This is a genomic window from Janibacter zhaoxuefangae (assembly GCF_050271985.1).
Classification (GTDB): domain Bacteria; phylum Actinomycetota; class Actinomycetes; order Actinomycetales; family Dermatophilaceae.
The window spans coordinates 1,186,507-1,201,212 of record NZ_CP189849.1 but is presented as its reverse complement, the minus strand read 5'-3'; the positions used below and the strand labels follow the sequence as shown (position 1 = coordinate 1,201,212).

Annotated in this window: 13 protein-coding genes; 2 read left to right on the top strand and 11 right to left on the bottom strand. The window is 71.2% G+C overall.

Translation table 11 applies throughout. The features are described 5' to 3' along the window. Positions 1 to 16: 16 nt before the first annotated feature. The 7 genes from ACQBAS_RS05655 to ald form a co-directional block, all read right to left on the bottom strand. Entirely contained in the window at positions 17 to 1,147 is a 1,131-nt protein-coding gene (locus ACQBAS_RS05655; protein WP_427385408.1) for a prephenate dehydrogenase, read from the bottom strand. After that, on the bottom strand, positions 1,144 to 2,205 hold the full coding sequence (locus ACQBAS_RS05650; RefSeq protein ID WP_427385407.1) for a pseudouridine synthase: 1,062 nt from the start codon (positions 2,203 to 2,205) through the stop codon (positions 1,144 to 1,146). Before ACQBAS_RS05650 ends, ACQBAS_RS05655 begins: the two co-directional genes overlap by 4 nt. Then, the gene (gene scpB / locus ACQBAS_RS05645) at positions 2,202 to 2,843 is read right to left on the bottom strand and encodes an SMC-Scp complex subunit ScpB (protein ID WP_427385406.1); all 642 of its coding nucleotides are present in this window, start codon (positions 2,841 to 2,843) and stop codon (positions 2,202 to 2,204) included. Before scpB ends, ACQBAS_RS05650 begins: the two co-directional genes overlap by 4 nt. After that, the gene (locus ACQBAS_RS05640; RefSeq protein WP_427385405.1) at positions 2,840 to 3,787 is read right to left on the bottom strand and encodes a segregation and condensation protein A; all 948 of its coding nucleotides are present in this window, start codon (positions 3,785 to 3,787) and stop codon (positions 2,840 to 2,842) included. The genes scpB and ACQBAS_RS05640 overlap by 4 nt, the downstream gene beginning before the upstream one ends. Positions 3,788 to 3,791: 4 nt before the next feature. After that, positions 3,792 to 4,652: a ParA family protein gene (locus ACQBAS_RS05635; protein ID WP_427385585.1), complete on the bottom strand. Its 861-nt coding sequence runs from the start codon at positions 4,650 to 4,652 to the stop codon at positions 3,792 to 3,794. A gap of 154 nt (positions 4,653 to 4,806) precedes the next feature. Then, positions 4,807 to 5,718 (bottom strand): site-specific tyrosine recombinase XerD, encoded by a 912-nt coding sequence (xerD, locus tag ACQBAS_RS05630; protein ID WP_427385404.1) that lies wholly within the window; start codon positions 5,716 to 5,718, stop codon positions 4,807 to 4,809. Between the two features lie 32 nt (positions 5,719 to 5,750). Further along, the gene (ald, locus tag ACQBAS_RS05625) at positions 5,751 to 6,863 is read right to left on the bottom strand and encodes an alanine dehydrogenase (RefSeq protein WP_427385403.1); all 1,113 of its coding nucleotides are present in this window, start codon (positions 6,861 to 6,863) and stop codon (positions 5,751 to 5,753) included. Between the two features lie 172 nt (positions 6,864 to 7,035). Between ald and ACQBAS_RS05620 the strand changes: the two genes are divergently transcribed. Then, the gene (locus ACQBAS_RS05620; protein WP_427385402.1) at positions 7,036 to 7,656 is read left to right on the top strand and encodes a hypothetical protein; all 621 of its coding nucleotides are present in this window, start codon (positions 7,036 to 7,038) and stop codon (positions 7,654 to 7,656) included. Here ACQBAS_RS05620 and hisS read toward each other — a convergent pair. Continuing rightward, the gene (hisS, locus tag ACQBAS_RS05615; protein ID WP_427385401.1) at positions 7,640 to 8,998 is read right to left on the bottom strand and encodes a histidine--tRNA ligase; all 1,359 of its coding nucleotides are present in this window, start codon (positions 8,996 to 8,998) and stop codon (positions 7,640 to 7,642) included. The two genes, ACQBAS_RS05620 and hisS, sit on opposite strands and share 17 nt — an antisense overlap. Positions 8,999 to 9,000: 2 nt before the next feature. Further along, positions 9,001 to 9,696, bottom strand: coding sequence for an MBL fold metallo-hydrolase (locus tag ACQBAS_RS05610; protein ID WP_427385400.1), 696 nt, complete (start codon positions 9,694 to 9,696; stop codon positions 9,001 to 9,003). Positions 9,697 to 9,836: 140 nt separating this feature from the next. Here ACQBAS_RS05610 and ACQBAS_RS05605 point away from each other — a divergent pair, with 140 nt between their 5' ends. Next, entirely contained in the window at positions 9,837 to 11,507 is a 1,671-nt protein-coding gene (locus ACQBAS_RS05605; protein ID WP_427385399.1) for a DUF349 domain-containing protein, read from the top strand. Positions 11,508 to 11,840: 333 nt separating this feature from the next. On the opposite strand, the gene ACQBAS_RS05600 is transcribed toward ACQBAS_RS05605, so the two are convergent. After that, positions 11,841 to 14,150, bottom strand: a complete 2,310-nt coding sequence (locus tag ACQBAS_RS05600; protein ID WP_427385398.1) for a RelA/SpoT family protein — start codon at positions 14,148 to 14,150, stop codon at positions 11,841 to 11,843. Between the two features lie 9 nt (positions 14,151 to 14,159). Then, positions 14,160 to 14,693, bottom strand: a complete 534-nt coding sequence (locus ACQBAS_RS05595) for an adenine phosphoribosyltransferase (RefSeq protein WP_427385397.1) — start codon at positions 14,691 to 14,693, stop codon at positions 14,160 to 14,162. Between the last annotated feature and the right edge of the window lie 13 nt (positions 14,694 to 14,706).

The following is a 14,706-nucleotide window of genomic DNA, read 5'->3' as shown; positions in this document are numbered from 1 at the left end:
GCCGGGCGGCTGCGCCTCAGCCGTGCAGGCGCCAGCCGCGCCGGACCAGTTCCTCCTCGAGGAAGGTCGCGGACGCCGGCAGGACGTCGACCTCGGCCAGACCGAAGGCCTGCCCGAGTCCGTGGTCGAGCCGCAACTCCTCGAGGTTCACGCCGGCGTCGCCGATGTCGGCCAGCAGTCGCGCGAGCTCGCCCGGGCGGTCGTCGACCACGACACGCACGGTGGCGTAGTGCGCGGGTGCGGCGCCGTGCTTGCCGGGGATGCGGGCGTGTCCGGAGTTGCCGGCGGCGATGCTGCGGGCCAACACGGCCCGCGCGCCGGGCACCGTTGCGGCGCCGCCCCCTTCGCCATCCAACGCCCGCAGGGCGCCCACGACGGCGTCGAGGTCGGTCGCGACCGACTCGAGGACGTCGGCGACGGCCGCGGCGTTCCCGGCCAGGATCTGGGTCCACAACTGCGGGTCGCTCGCGGCGATCCGGGTGACGTCGCGCAGGCCCTGACCGGCGAGGGCGACGGCGTCGTCGGGGAGGTGCTCGAGGCGGGCCGCGACGAGGCTGGCGACGACCTGCGGGACGTGGGAGACCGCGGCGACGGCCCCGTCGTGGTCGGCGGGCGGCATCACCGTGACGGCCGAGCCGACGGCCTCCGCGAGTCGGCGGACCAACGCGAGGGATTCGGGTCGCGTCTCATCACCGGCGGTGATCACCCAGGCCCGCCCCTCGAAGAGGTCGACGCGTCCCGAGACCGCCCCGGAGCGCTCGCGGCCGGCCATGGGGTGAGAGCCGACGTAGCGCGTCAGGTCGACGCCCGCGCGCTGCAACGCCTCCCGGATGGAGCCCTTGACCGACGCCACGTCCGTGACGGTCGCCGTGGGCCAGCGCCGGAGGGCGTCGTCAACGACCGCGGCCGTGACGTCCGGCGGGGTCGCGACGATGACGACCGAAGGCGACTCGGATGCGCCGATGCGGCCGGCCCCAAGATCGCGGGCCAGCGCCGTCGACGTCGGCGAGGCGTCCTCGAGGGTGACGTCGACACCGAGCCGGCTCAGCGCGAGGCCGAGGCTCGTGCCGATGAGCCCCGTCCCGATGACGTGCACCGAGTCGACCGCAGTGAGCGCCCGTGCGGACGCTGACGGCTCCCCGGTCACAGCCCCGCGGCCTTGTAGAGCTTGCCGACCTCGTCCTTGTTGAGGGCGCGGGAGCGGCCGGGCTTGGTCTCCCCGAGGTGGATCGGGCCGACCTGCGTGCGGACGAGTGACTGCACCGGGTGGCCGACCTCCTCGAGCATCCGGCGGACGATGTGCTTGCGACCCTCGTGGAGGATCAGCTCGACCAGGGCCTTGCCCGGCCGGGAGTCGACGAGCCGGAAGGAGTCGACCGACGCCATGCCGTCCTCGAGCTCGACGCCCTCGCGCAGGCGGCGTCCGAGGTCACGCGGGACGGGGCCGGGCACCTCGGCGAGGTAGGTCTTGAGCACGCCGTACTGCGGGTGCTGGAGCCGGTGGGCCAGCTCGCCGTCGTTGGTGAGGATGAGCAGACCTTCGGTGTCGGCGTCGAGTCGGCCGACGTGGAAGAGGCGCTCCTTGCGGTTGCCGACGTAGTCCATGATCGAGGGCCGACCCAGCTCGTCGCTCATCGTCGTGACGACGCCGAGCGGCTTGTTGAAGGCGAGGTAGACCTTCGTCTCGTCGAGCTGGACCCGGATGCCGTCGACGTGGATGACGGCCGTCGCCGGGTCGACGCGGACGCCGAGCTCGGTGACGATCTGGCCGTCGACCTCGACACGCCCCTCGGCGATGAGGCCCTCACAGACACGTCGGGAGCCGACACCCGCAGCGGCGAGCAGCTTTTGCAGGCGGACGCCGTCGGGGTCGTGCACGTCGATGTCCTGAGCCGGACGCTCACGGGGGAAGCCCGTCGGCTGCGACTGGCGCGTGCGTGCCGCTCCCCCGGGCTTGTCCGGGCGGCCGGTCCGGTTGGCACCACCCTGAGCGCCCTGACCACCCTGACCACCCTGGCCGCGGCCGGACGTCGGGCGACCCGCGCCGGTGCGCGATCCTCCACGACCACCGGCGCCAGCGCCACCGCGCGAGCCGCCGCCGGAGGGACGACCGCCGCCGGAGGGACGACCGCCGCCGGAGGGGCGACCGCCGCGCGAGCCGCCGCCGCTACCGCCCGCTGCTCCGCGGGACCGCGGGGGCGTCATGCCTGCCCCGCATCGGCGAGCTCGTCGAGGATGTCGGCATCCGGGAGGTAGGGGGCGAGAGGGGGAAGGTCGTCGAGGCTCACGAGGCCCATCCGTTCGAGGAAGTAGGGGGTGGTGACATAGAGGGTGGCGCCAGAGTCGCCGTCGCTCCCGTGCTCGGTGATGAGGCCACGGGTGAGCAGCGTCCGGACGACGCCGTCGACGTTGACCCCACGCACCGCGCTGACGCGCGAGCGCGAGATCGGCTGCCGATAGGCGATGACGGCCAAGGTCTCGAGGGAGGCCTGGGTCAACTTGGCCTGTTGCCCGTCGAGGAGGAACTTCTCGACGGCCGGGGCGTAGTCGGCGCGGCTGTAGAAGCGCCAGCCGCCGCCCACGTTGCGCAGCGTGAAACCACGGCCGGCCTGCGCATATTCCGCCTCGAGCGAGGTCAGGTGCTCGACGACGTCGTCCTGCGGGATCTCCAGCGCCGTGGCGAGGGCCACCTCCGAGACCGGCTCGTCGACGACCATGAGGACCGCCTCGATGGCGCCTCGTGCGCCGGAAGGGAAGTCGCCGACGTCGAAGGCGAGGGGGCCTTCAGCCGTCTCGGCGTCGGTGACCGCATCCGGCACGGTCTCGGCCGCGATGTCGCTCATGCGGAATCTCCTTCGTCGGTGGGAGTCGAGGACTCCTGGGCGGGCGCCTCGTCCGGCGCCGGCACGTCGTCCTCGTCGAACTCGTCGCTGACGGCGATGTCGCCGGCCTCACCGCCGGTCCAGCGCACGGTCAACTCACCGAGGGCCTCCACCTGCTCGAAGGCCACCGCGGACTCGCGGAAGAGCTCGAGCAGGGCGAGGAAGCGCGCCACGATGACGAGGGTGTTGTCGGCGTCGCGCACAAGCGAACGGAACGAGCAGCTCCCCTCGCGACGGAGCCGGTCTCCGATGATCCCGGCCTGCTCGCGCACGCTCACGGTCGGGGCGTGGAGGTGATCCAGACCCACGGTCGGGGCGACCTTCGGCGTCATCGCCCGAGCCGCGACCATGGCCAGTTGCTCGGGCGTGATGCCCATGACGAGCTCGGGCAGCAGCCGCGCGAACTCCGGTTCCAGACCGGCCTGACGAGGCGTCATGCGGCCCGTGCCAAGCATGCGCTCGCCGAAGCCACGCGCGACGTCCTTGAAGGCGCGGTACTGCAGCAGCCGCGCGAAGAGCAGGTCGCGAGCCTCGATGAGGGCGAGGTCCTCCTCGTCCTCCGGCCCCGACTGCGGCAGCAGGCGCGCCGCCTTGAGATCGAGCAGGGTCGCGGCCACGAGCAGGAACTCGCTCGTCTGCGACAGGTCCCAGTCGGAGTCGGCCGCCTGGATCGCCTTCGTGTGGGCGAGGAACTCGTCGGTGACCTTGGCGAGCGCGACCTCGGTGATGTCGAGCTTGTGCTTGCTGATCAGCCCGAGAAGCAGATCGAAGGGGCCCTCGAAGTTCTCGAGGTGGACGGTGAAGGCCCGCGGCGCGGCGCGGCGGGTCAGCACACCGCCGGGAACGACGGCGCTCTCGTCCTGCGGGGCGGGTGCCGACTCGCCGAGCACGGGAGTCTGGCTCATCGTGTCAGGCCGCGCCGCCGCGGGCGATCAGCTCGCGTGCCAGTTGCCGGTAGGCGCGGGCACCGGAGTGCGCCGAGGCGTAGGACGTGATCGGCTCCGCGGCCAGCGTGGCGTCGGGGAACTTCACCGTCCGGGAGATGACCGTGTGGAAGACCTTGTCGCCGAAGTGCTCGACGACGCTGCCCACGACCTCGCGGCTGTGCAGGGTCCGGCCGTCGTACATCGTGGCGAGGATGCCGTCGACCTCGAGCCGCGGGTTGAGGCGGTCGGTGATCTTCTCGATCGTCTCGACGAGGAGCGCGACGCCACGCATGGCGAAGTACTCCGTCTCGAGCGGGATGATCACGCCGTGCGCGGCCGTGAGGGCGTTGACGGTGAGGAGACCGAGCGAGGGCTGGCAGTCGATGAGCACGACGTCGTAGTCGTCGAGCACCGGACGGAGCACGCGGGCCAGGATCTGCTCGCGGGCGACCTCGCCGACGAGCTGGACCTCGGCCGCGGACAGGTCGATGTTCGCGGGGATGATGTCGAGCCCCTCGACCGGCGTGCGCTGAATGACGTTGCGCACGTCGTGACCGCGCTCGAGCAGCAGGTTGTAGATCGTCACGTCCAGCTCGTGGGTGGGCACGCCCAGTCCCACGGAGAGGGCGCCCTGCGGGTCGAAGTCGACGAGCAGGACGCGACGCCCCACCTCGGCCAGCGCCGCACCGAGGTTGATCGTGGTGGTCGTCTTGCCGACGCCACCCTTCTGGTTGCACATGGCGATGATCCGGGCCGGGCCGTGGCTGGCCAGCGGCGGCGGCTCGGGGAAGTCCGGCAGCGGGCGGCCCGTGGGGCCGGGGGTCCCGGCGGCGTCCACCTGCACGACGTGCTCGTCGCTCGTGGCGTGGGGGGCCGGCTCGGGTGACGGGGCGGGCGCGACCTCGTCGGTCGCGGTCCGGAACACCTCGGATGACACTGGCGGATCACTCCCGGGTTGTTGATGCATGGTCAGCCTCACGCTGATCGGACCGACCCTATCAGCGCGAGCGCGGATGACTCTGGGCGTAGACCTCGCGCAATCGCTGGACGGTGACCATCGTGTAGATCTGCGTGGTCGTCACGGACGCGTGGCCGAGCAGCTCCTGGACGACGCGCACGTCGGCCCCGCCCTCGAGCAGGTGGGTGGCGAAGGAGTGCCGCAGCGTGTGCGGACTGAGGTGACCGGGAAGGTCGGCCCGGTCCGCGGCGGCGCGCAGCACCGCCCACGCGCTCTGGCGCGAGAGGCGACCACCGCGTTGGTTGACGAAGAGGGCCGGGGTCCCGGCCCCCTTCGCGACGAGGCCCGGCCTCCCCCGCACGCGGTAGGCCTCGAGGGCGTCGGCGGCGAAGGACCCCAGCGGCACGAGCCGCTCCTTGTTGCCCTTGCCGAGGAGGCGCACGACCCGGGTCTGGACGTCGATGTCGTCGACGTCGAGCCCGACCGCCTCCGAGATGCGCGCCCCGCACCCGTAGAGCACCTCGAGCAGGGCCCGGTCACGCAACGCGGCCGGGCCCTCGCCCACCGAGGCCGCCGCGAGGAGCCGCTCGACGTCGTCGACGGTGATCGCCTTCGGCAGCCGTGCCGGGGGCCGCGGCGGCGCGACCTCGCTCGCCGCGTCGACCTCCGTCTCCCCCTCGAGCACGATGAACTTGTGCCACCCGCGGACGGCGACGAGCGACCGCGCCGCGGACGAGGTTGCCAACGGCTGGTGGTTCTCGTCGCCCTCCCGCAGGTGGGCGAGGAAGCCCGCGACGTGCTGTTCGCTGATGTCCTCGGGACTGGTGATGCCCAACCCCGCCAGGTAGGCCGTGTAGCGGCCGAGGTCACGTGTGTAGGCCCGCAGCGTGTGGGCGCTGACGCCGCGCTCGACGTCGAGATGGGTCAGCCACGTCGTGACGGCACGCTCCAAGGCCGTGCGCCGGCGGGGCGGGGTGTCGGTGCTCAGGCCAGCACCTCGGCGAGTGGGGTGTGGTCCATCCCGTGGGCGCGGGCGACCGGCTCGTTGACGACGGCGCCGCCGTGGGTGTTGAGCCCGTGGGCCAGTGAGGCATCCCTGCGCAGCGCGTCGCGCCACCCGTGATCGGCGAGGGCGACGACGTAGGGCAGCGTCACGTTGGTCAGGGCGTAGGTCGAGGTGTGCGGCACCGCGCCCGGCATGTTGGCCACGCAGTAGAACACCGAGTCGTGGACGGCGAAGGTCGGATCGGTGTGCGTCGTCGGCCGGGAGTCCTCGAAGCAGCCGCCTTGGTCGATGGAGATGTCGACGAGGACGGAGCCGGGCTTCATGCCCGCGACCATCTCGTTCGTGACGAGCGTCGGCGCCTTCGCGCCGGGGACGAGGACGGCCCCGATGACGAGGTCGGCGTCCTCGATGGCCCGCTGGACCTCGAAGGTGTTCGACGTGACGGTCTGGCAGTGGCCCTGGTAGATCGCGTCGGCGTGACGCAGGCGAGCCACGTCGAGGTCGAGCAGGAGCACCTCGGCCTGCATGCCGAGAGCGATGGCCGCGGCGTTCATGCCGGCGACCCCGGCGCCGAGGACGACGACCTTCGCCGCGTACACGCCGGAGACCCCGCCGAGCAGGACCCCCCGACCGCCCTGCGCACGCATGAGCGTGTGGGCGCCCACCTGCGGCGCCAGTCGGCCCGCGACCTCGGACATCGGCGCGAGCAGCGGGAGCGAGCGGTCGGCACGCTCGACGGTCTCGTAGGCGATGGCGGTGACGTCGCGCTCGGTCAGGGCTTCCGTGAGCGGCCGGTCGGCCGCCAGGTGGAGGTAGGTGAAGAGGGCCCCGCACCGGCTCATCCGGTCGTACTCCTCGGCGATGGGCTCCTTGACCTTGAGGACGAGGTCGCTGGCCCAGACGTCGTCCGCCTGGTCGAGGATGCGCGCGCCGGCCGCCACGAAGTCCGCGTCGGGGATGGACGAGCCGTTCCCGGCGTCCCGCTCGATGACGACCGTGTGACCGTGGACCGTCAGTTCGTGGACTCCGGCTGGCGTGATCGCCACGCGGTACTCGTTGTCCTTGATCTCACGAGGAATCCCGACCTGCATGGTGGTGTCCTTCCACGAGCAGACAACTGTCGCGCCGACAGCATTCGCACCCGATGAGGCTGTTCCGTCCGATGACGCCATTGTCGTCGGACGGGGCAACCTCGGGCTGCAGGTGCGAGTGTAGTCCCGGGTCGGGTGTGGACACCGACGTTCAGAGGGAGTGAAGGACCGGATGAAGTTCTACGCAGATCTGCGCGGCCGCCGGCTGGCCCAGGTGGCCGCCGACCTCGGGATCGTCGCCTGGGTGGCCCTGTGCGCCTGGGCCGGTCGAGCCGTCCACGACGCCACGATGCGCCTGGCCGATCCGGGCCACCGCCTCGTGAGTGCCGGGTCCGACCTGCGGGATCGGCTGCAGAGCGCCGGCGACGGCGTCGACGACCTGCCGCTGCTCGAGGACCGCGTCGCGGCCCCCTTCCGCGAGGCCGCCGGCGCGGGCACGACCATCGAGGACGCGGGGCACCAGCTCGTCGACGCCGTCGAACGGTTGGCGCTGGTCCTCGGCTGGGTGACGGCCCTGGTGCCGATCGTCCTCGCCGGCGCGGTGTGGTTGTTCGTGCGCGGACGCTTCGTCCGACGCGCGTCCGCGGCCCAACACCACATCGACGGCAACCCGGACCTCGACCTCTTCGCCCTGCGGGCCATGGCCAACCAGCCGATGACGCGCCTGGCCGCCGTGCACGCCGACCCCGCCGGGGCGTGGCGCGCCGGCGACCCGCGCATCATCCGCGAGCTCGCGTTGTTGGAGCTCAAGGACGTCGGCCTGCGACCGCCCCAGGTCAGCCGACCCGGGTGATCGTCGGCTTGAGGTCCGCCGCGGGCGGTGACCAGAGCGTCGCGTCGGCGTCGACCTGCTCGCCGGAGCGGATGTCCTTGACCTGATCGCTGACCTCCCCCGCGCCCGGGAACCACACGAAGGGGATCCCGCGCCGCTCCGCGTAGCGGATCTGCTTGCCGAACTTGGCGGGCTTGGGCGCCACCTCGCAGGCGATGCCGCGCGAGCGCAGCGCGGTCACGACCTGCTGGCTCGTCGGGCGACCTTCCTCGTCGTTGACCGCCACGAGCACCGCCGACGGCGTCGAGCGCGACGCGACGACCAGGCCCTTGCCGATGAGGAGGCCGAGCAGACGCGAGACGCCGATCGAGATGCCGACGCCCGGATAGGTCGTGCGGCCGTCGGAGGCGAGCGCGTCGTAGCGGCCGCCGGAGCAGAACGATCCCCAGGACTCGTACCCCTCGAGCTGCGTCTCGTAGACCGTGCCGGTGTAGTAGTCGAGCCCGCGCGCGATCCGCAGGTCGGCGACGAGCGCACCCGGCGCGTTGGCCTGACCGGTACGAATGACCGCGGCCAGCGCGTCCAGACCCTCGTCGAGGACCTCGTGCTCGACCCCCAGCGCCCGCACCCGCTCGACGAAGGAGTCGTCCTCCGTGCGGATCTCGGCGAGGGCGAGGCACTTCCCTGCCTGCTCCGACGTCAGGCCGGCGTCGACGAGCAGGTCGCGCACCTTGTCGGGGCCGATCTTGTCGAGCTTGTCGATGATCCGCAGGGTGCCCGCGACGTCCTCGATGCCGATGCCGCGGTAGAAGCCCTCGGGGATCTTGCGGTTGTTGACCTGGATCGTCATCCGCCCCACGGGCAGCTTGGCGAAGATCTCGGCCATGACCAGCGGCAGCTCGGCCTCGAAGTGCGGCGCGAGTTCGCCCACGTCGACGACGTCGATGTCGGCCTGGGTGAACTCGCGGTAGCGGCCCTCCTGCGGGCGCTCACCGCGCCACACCTTCTGGATCTGGTGGCGACGGAAGGGGAAGGTGAGGCGGCCCGCGTTCTCGAGGACATAGCGAGCGAAGGGGACCGTCAGGTCGAAGTGCAGGCCGAGCTCGGCGTCCTTCGCCTCCGACTCATCGGCGGCGAGCCGCGAGATGGCGTAGATCTCCTTGTCGGCGTCGCCCCCCTTCCCCAGCAGTCGGTCCACGGGCTCGACGGCGCGGGTCTCGATGGACGGGAAGCCGTGCAGTTCGAAGGTCTCGCGGATGACGTCGAGGAAGTGCTGCTCGACGATCCGTTCGGCGGGCAGGTACTCGGGGAAACCCGAGATCGGCGTGACCTTCTGGGCCCGCACGGGCTCGGTGGCGCTCATCGTCAGAGTCCTTGCAGGTAGGGGTTGCTCGCGCGCTCGACGGCCATCGTCGTGACGGGGCCGTGTCCGGGCAGGACGAGGGTGGAGTCGGGCTGGGGGGCGACGACGTCACGCAGGGATCGCTGCATGGCCGCGGAGTCGCCGCCCTCGAGGTCGGTCCGGCCGATGGAGCCCTGGAAGAGGACGTCACCGGTCACGAGGGTGCGGTCGAGGCCGAGGTCGCTGCGGGCGCCGTCGGGCACGCGGTCGATCGCGAACATGACCGATCCCTCCGTGTGACCGGGGGCGTGGAGGACCTCCAGGTCGATGCCCGCGAGGGAGAGGCGCTCGCGGTCGGTGATCTGAACGACCTTCTCGGGCTCGGTCCACGTGGGGCGCCGGCCGAACTGCTGCTCCAGCATGCCGAGCAGCTGCGGCGAGATCATCCCGACCGGGTCCGTGAGCCGGTAGACGTCGTCGGTGTGGATGTAGGCCGCCGTGTCGCCGCCGCACACCGGCGTCACGGAGTAGGTGTGGTCGAGGTGCCCGTGCGTCAGAAGCACCGCCGCCGGCCGCAACCGATGCTCGGCGAGGACGTCGCGCAGCGTCGACTCGACGCCGATGCCCGGGTCCACCACGAGGCACTCCTCGCCCGCGGCGGGAGCGATGACGTAGCAGTTGGTGCCCAGGGCTTGGGCGGGGAACGAGAGGGTCAGCACGCGCAGGAGCCTATCTGTGCCGCACGAGCGGCATCGGGCCGGATAGTCTCGACGCCATCGCCACCCACCGGGTGGTGACGGTGCCCGCACAACACCCACTCGCCCGTCGCGAAGCGGTGAACGAGAAGTAAGGCTTTGACGTGACTGACGCTCCCGACATGCAGACCCCCGACGACCTCGGCACGCAGGAGTCGGCGACCCAGCCCGAGACGCCCGTCACCGAAGCCGAGGTTGCGCCGGCTGAGCCCGAGGTTGCTGCTGAGGCTGAGGCCGAGGCTGCTGCTCACGTGGCCGAGGCTGCTGCTCCCGAGGCTGAGCCTGCTGCCACTGAGCCCGTGGCCGAGGCTGAGCCGGCTGCGGCTGAGGCTGAGCCGGCTGCGCCCGAGGCTGAGCCTGTTACTCCTGAGGCTGCTGCTCCCGAGGCTGAGCCGGCTGCGCCCGAGGCTCCCGCCGCGCCGAAGCCCACGCCGCGCCCGGGTCCGGTGCCCTCCCCTGCCGCCCTGGCCCGCACCCACCCCAAGCCCGCGGTCGCCGCGCAGCCCGTGATCCACCCGCCGTCGGACTCCGCCGCCCACGGCCGCGTCGACGACGACGGCACCGTCTACGTCACGGACGGGACGACGGAGCGCGCGGTCGGCTCCTACCCGGGCGCCACCGCCGACGAGGCGCTCCAGTACTTCGCCCGCAAGTACGACGAGCTCTTCGCGTCCGCCGAGCTGCTGCACGCGCGCCTGAGCTCGCCCGAGGTCACGGCTCGCGAGATCCACGACGGCCTGAAGTCCCTCAAGGAGCACACCGCCGAGCCCATGGTCGTCGGCGACCTGCCGAAGCTGGCCGAGCTCGTCGAGTCCGTCGAGACCGGGCTGGCCGCCAAGCGTGAGGCGGAGGCCACCGACCGAGCCGCCGCCAAGCTGAAGGCCGGCGCCGAGCGCGAGGCCCTTGTCGCCGAGGCCGAGGCCATCGCCGGCCAGCCCGAGCAGAAGATCCAGTGGAAGGTCTCCTCCGCCCGGATGCGCGAGCTCCTCGACGTGTGGAAGGAGCACCAGCGCACGACCGTCCGCCTCGACAAGGACGTCGAGTCGAGCCTGTGGCAGCGCTTCTCCAAGGCGCGCAACGGCTTCGACAAGGCGCGTCGGGTCCACTTCGCCCAGCTCGAGGGCAGCCGCTCCGAGGCGAAGGCGGAGAAGGAGCAACTCGTCGCGGACGCCGAGCGTCTCTCGACGAGCACCGACTGGGCCGCCACGGCTGGCGCCTTCAAGCGCCTCATGGACCAGTGGCGGCAGGCCGGTCGCGCGAGCCGCGCCGACGACGACGCCCTGTGGGAGCGATTCCGTGCCGCGCAGGACGCCTTCTTCACGGCCAAGGACGCGCTCGCGGAGCAGGAGGACGAGGCGAACCGGGGCAACCTCGAGATCAAGGAGGCCCTGCTCGCCGAGGCCGAAAAGATCCTCCCGGTCAAGGACCTCGAGGCCGCCAAGGCCTCCCTGCGCACCATCCAGGACAAGTGGGAGAAGGCCGGCAAGGTTCCCCGCGCCGACGTCGACCGCATGGAGAAGGGGATGCGTCGGATCGAGACGGCCGTCCGCGAGGCCGAGGACGCCCGCTGGACCAAGTCCAACCCCGAGGTCGCCGCCCGCGCCCGTTCGATGGTCACCCAGCTCGAGGCCTCGGTCGCCTCGGCCCAGGCCGACCTCGACAAGGCCACCGCCGCCGGCAACGAGAAGAAGATCAAGGAACTGACCGCCAAGCTCGAGGCCCAGCAGGTCTGGCTCGACCAGGCGCGCGCGGGGCTGAACGAGTTCGGCGGCTGACGCCGCCTTCAGGCAGCCCGCGAAGGGGGCCGAGTTTCGGACATCCACGGTCCGAAACCCGGCCCCCTTCGCGCTGCTCCCCGAGTTTGGGACATCAGGTGTCCCAAACCCGGGGCGGTTGGCCCCCTTCCCCCAAGTTTTGGACATCAGGTGTCCATTACTCGGGGCGGCGGCCGTGAACCGGGTGCTTCACCCGACAAAGGTGCGCTTCACCCGACATGCGAAGTCGGGTACGGCTGCGAATATCGGGTGACCCGATACTGGTGGGGCGGAAGTACGGGATCTGCGGCGGGAGACGCACCGCGGGTGGCGGGGAGGGTGGGGCGGAGGGGGTCAGTCGCTCTTCTTGCCGCCGGTGATCCGGTAGACGTCGAAGACCCCGTCGATCTTGCGGACGGCGTTGACGACGTGGTCGAGGTGGGTCGGGTCCGCCATCTCGAAGGTGAACCGCGAGATCGCCACGCGGTCGCGGGAGGTCTGCACGGTCGCCGACAGGATGTTCACACCGCTGTCGGACAGGATGCGGGTGACGTCCGAGAGCAGTCGGTTGCGGTCGAGCGCCTCGACCTGCAACTGGACGAGGAAGACGCTCCCCGACGACGGGGCCCACGCGACCTCGATGATCCGCTCGGGCTCGGTCTTGAGCGCCTCGACGTTGGTGCAGTCCTCGCGGTGCACCGAGACGCCGTTGCCGCGCGTGATGAAGCCCAGGATCGGGTCACCCGGCACGGGCGTGCAGCACCGCGCGAGCTTGATCCACACGTCCGACATGCCCTTGACGACGACGCCCGGGTCGCGGGAGCGCCGACTCGACGGGCGGGCCTGCGGGATGGTCGCCTCGGCGAGGTCCTCGGTGGCACCGCCGATCCCACCGGCCTGGGCGATGAGTCGCTCGACGATGTGCTGCGCCGAGACGTGCCCCTCCCCCACTGCGGCATACAGCGCATCGATGTCGAGATAGCTGAGCTCGGAGGCGACGCCCGTCATCGTCTCGTGCGACATGAGTCGCTGCATGGGCATGTTCTGCTTGCGGAGTGCCTTGACGATCCCGTCCTTGCCGGACTCGATCATCTCCTCGCGGCGCTCCTTGGAGAACCACTGCTTGATCTTGTTGCGCGCCCGCGGGCTCTTGACGAAGGTGAGCCAGTCGCGCGACGGGCCGGCCCCTTCGGCCTTGCTCGTGAGGACCTCGATCACGTCGCCGTTCTCGAGCGGTGACTCCAGCGCCACGAGCCGCCCGTTGACCCGGGCACCGATGCAGTGGTGTCCGACCTCGGTGTGCACGGCGTAGGCGAAGTCGACCGGCGTCGACCCCGCGGGCAGGCCGATGACCTGCCCCTTCGGGGTGAAGACGTAGACCTCGCGGGCGTTGATCTCGAAGCGGAGCGACTCGAGGAACTCCCCCGGGTCTGCCGTCTCCTTCTGCCAATCGAGCAGCTGACGCAGCCACGCCATGTCGTTGATGGGGCCGGTGTCCTCGCGCCCATCGGCGGAGGTCCGACGCGCGGTGGCCTCCTCCTTGTACTTCCAGTGCGCTGCCACGCCATACTCCGCCCGCCGGTGCATCGTGTGCGTGCGGATCTGGATCTCGACGGGCTTGCCCTGCGGACCGATGACCGTCGTGTGCAGCGACTGGTACATGTTGAACTTCGGCATGGCGATGTAGTCCTTGAACCGCCCGGGAAGGGGGTTCCACCGCGCGTGCAGCGCGCCGAGCGCCGCGTAACAGTCGCGCACGCTGTCCACGAGGACGCGGACCGCCACGAGGTCGTAGATCTCGTCGAACTCGCGGCCGCCGACGATCATCTTCTGGTAGACGGAGTAGTAGTGCTTCGGGCGCCCCGTCACCGTGCACTTGATCCGCGCCTCGCGCAGGTCCGCGATGACGGAGTCGCGCACGACCTGGAGGTACTCCTCGCGGGCGGGAGCGCGCTCGGCCACGAGACGCACGATCTCGTCGTACACCTTCGGGTAGAGCGTCGCGAAGGAGAGGTCCTCGAGCTCCCACTTGATCGTGTTCATGCCGAGGCGGTGCGCCAGCGGGGCATAGATCTCGAGGGTCTCGCGCGCCTTCCGTTCGGCCGAGCCGCGCGAGACGTAGCGCCAGGTGCGGGCGTTGTGCAGCCGGTCGGCGAGCTTGATGACGAGCACGCGGATGTCGCGGGCCATCGCGACGATCATCTTGCGGACGGTCTCGGCCTGCGCGGCGTCGCCGTAGGTCACCTTGTCGAGCTTGGTGACCCCGTCGACGAGCTTGGCGATCTCCGGTCCGAAGTCGGACTCCAGCGCCTCTAGGCTGTACGACGTGTCCTCGACCGTGTCGTGCAGGAGCGCCGCCGCGATCGTCGCGGGCGTCATGCCCAGCTCGGCCAAGATCGTCGCGACCGCGAGCGGGTGCGTGATGTACGGGTCGCCGCTCTTGCGCTTCTGCCCCTCGTGCGCCTGCTCCGCGACGTAGTAGGCCCGCTGGATGACCGAGAGGTCGGCCTTGGGGTGGGTCTGCCGGACGCTCTGGAGAAGGGGTTCGAGGACCGGGTGGGACGGGGACCGCTGCTGGCCGAAGCGAGCGAGTCCGGCCCGGGCGAGTCCGCGCGCGGAGAAGCCGGCACCGGCCGGCTGCTGCGGGGTGGTTGGCTCGCCCATGGCGTGACTCTAGACCGTCAGTAGGGCATGCACGGAACGGCCCGCGTCAGCCAGGCGCTCGCGTCCGCCGAGGAACGACAGGTCGATGACGACCTCGAAGTCCGCGACCCTCGCCCCGATCTTCTCGAACAGCTCGAAGGCGGCCGCTGCCGTCCCGCCGGTGGCGAGAACGTCGTCGACGAGCAGCACGCGCTGACCGGCGGCCACGGCGTCCGCGTGGACCTCGATGGTGGCGGTGCCGTACTCGAGGTCGTAGGCCACGGCGGCCGTCTCCCCCGGGAGCTTGCCGGCCTTGCGCACGGGGACGAAGCCGACCCCGAGCTCGAGAGCGAGGGCCGCACCGAAGATGAAACCGCGGGCCTCGATGCCGGCCACGACGTCGACGACGCCGCGGTTGCGCTCGGCCATGTCCCGCACGACGGCGGCGAAGGCGTCCGCGTCACCGATGAGCGGCGTCACGTCCTTGAACGTCACGCCCGGCACGGGGAAGTCCGGCACGTCACGCAGGTGTGCGGCGACGATGTCACCGATCGACTGGGTCATCCCGGACCTCCTG

Bases quoted from the DNA above. Each gene is read 5' to 3' on its own strand.
- ACQBAS_RS05650 (WP_427385407.1), bottom strand. From the start codon at position 2,205: ATGACGCCCCCGCGGTCCCGCGGAGCAGCGGGCGGTAGCGGCGGCGGC.
- scpB (WP_427385406.1), bottom strand. From the start codon at position 2,843: ATGAGCGACATCGCGGCCGAGACCGTGCCGGATGCGGTCACCGACGCC.
- ACQBAS_RS05640 (WP_427385405.1), bottom strand. From the start codon at position 3,787: ATGAGCCAGACTCCCGTGCTCGGCGAGTCGGCACCCGCCCCGCAGGAC.
- ald (WP_427385403.1), bottom strand. From the start codon at position 6,863: ATGCAGGTCGGGATTCCTCGTGAGATCAAGGACAACGAGTACCGCGTG.
- ACQBAS_RS05620 (WP_427385402.1), top strand. From the start codon at position 7,036: ATGAAGTTCTACGCAGATCTGCGCGGCCGCCGGCTGGCCCAGGTGGCC.
- hisS (WP_427385401.1), bottom strand. From the start codon at position 8,998: ATGAGCGCCACCGAGCCCGTGCGGGCCCAGAAGGTCACGCCGATCTCG.
- ACQBAS_RS05600 (WP_427385398.1), bottom strand. From the start codon at position 14,150: ATGGGCGAGCCAACCACCCCGCAGCAGCCGGCCGGTGCCGGCTTCTCC.
- ACQBAS_RS05595 (WP_427385397.1), bottom strand. From the start codon at position 14,693: ATGACCCAGTCGATCGGTGACATCGTCGCCGCACACCTGCGTGACGTG.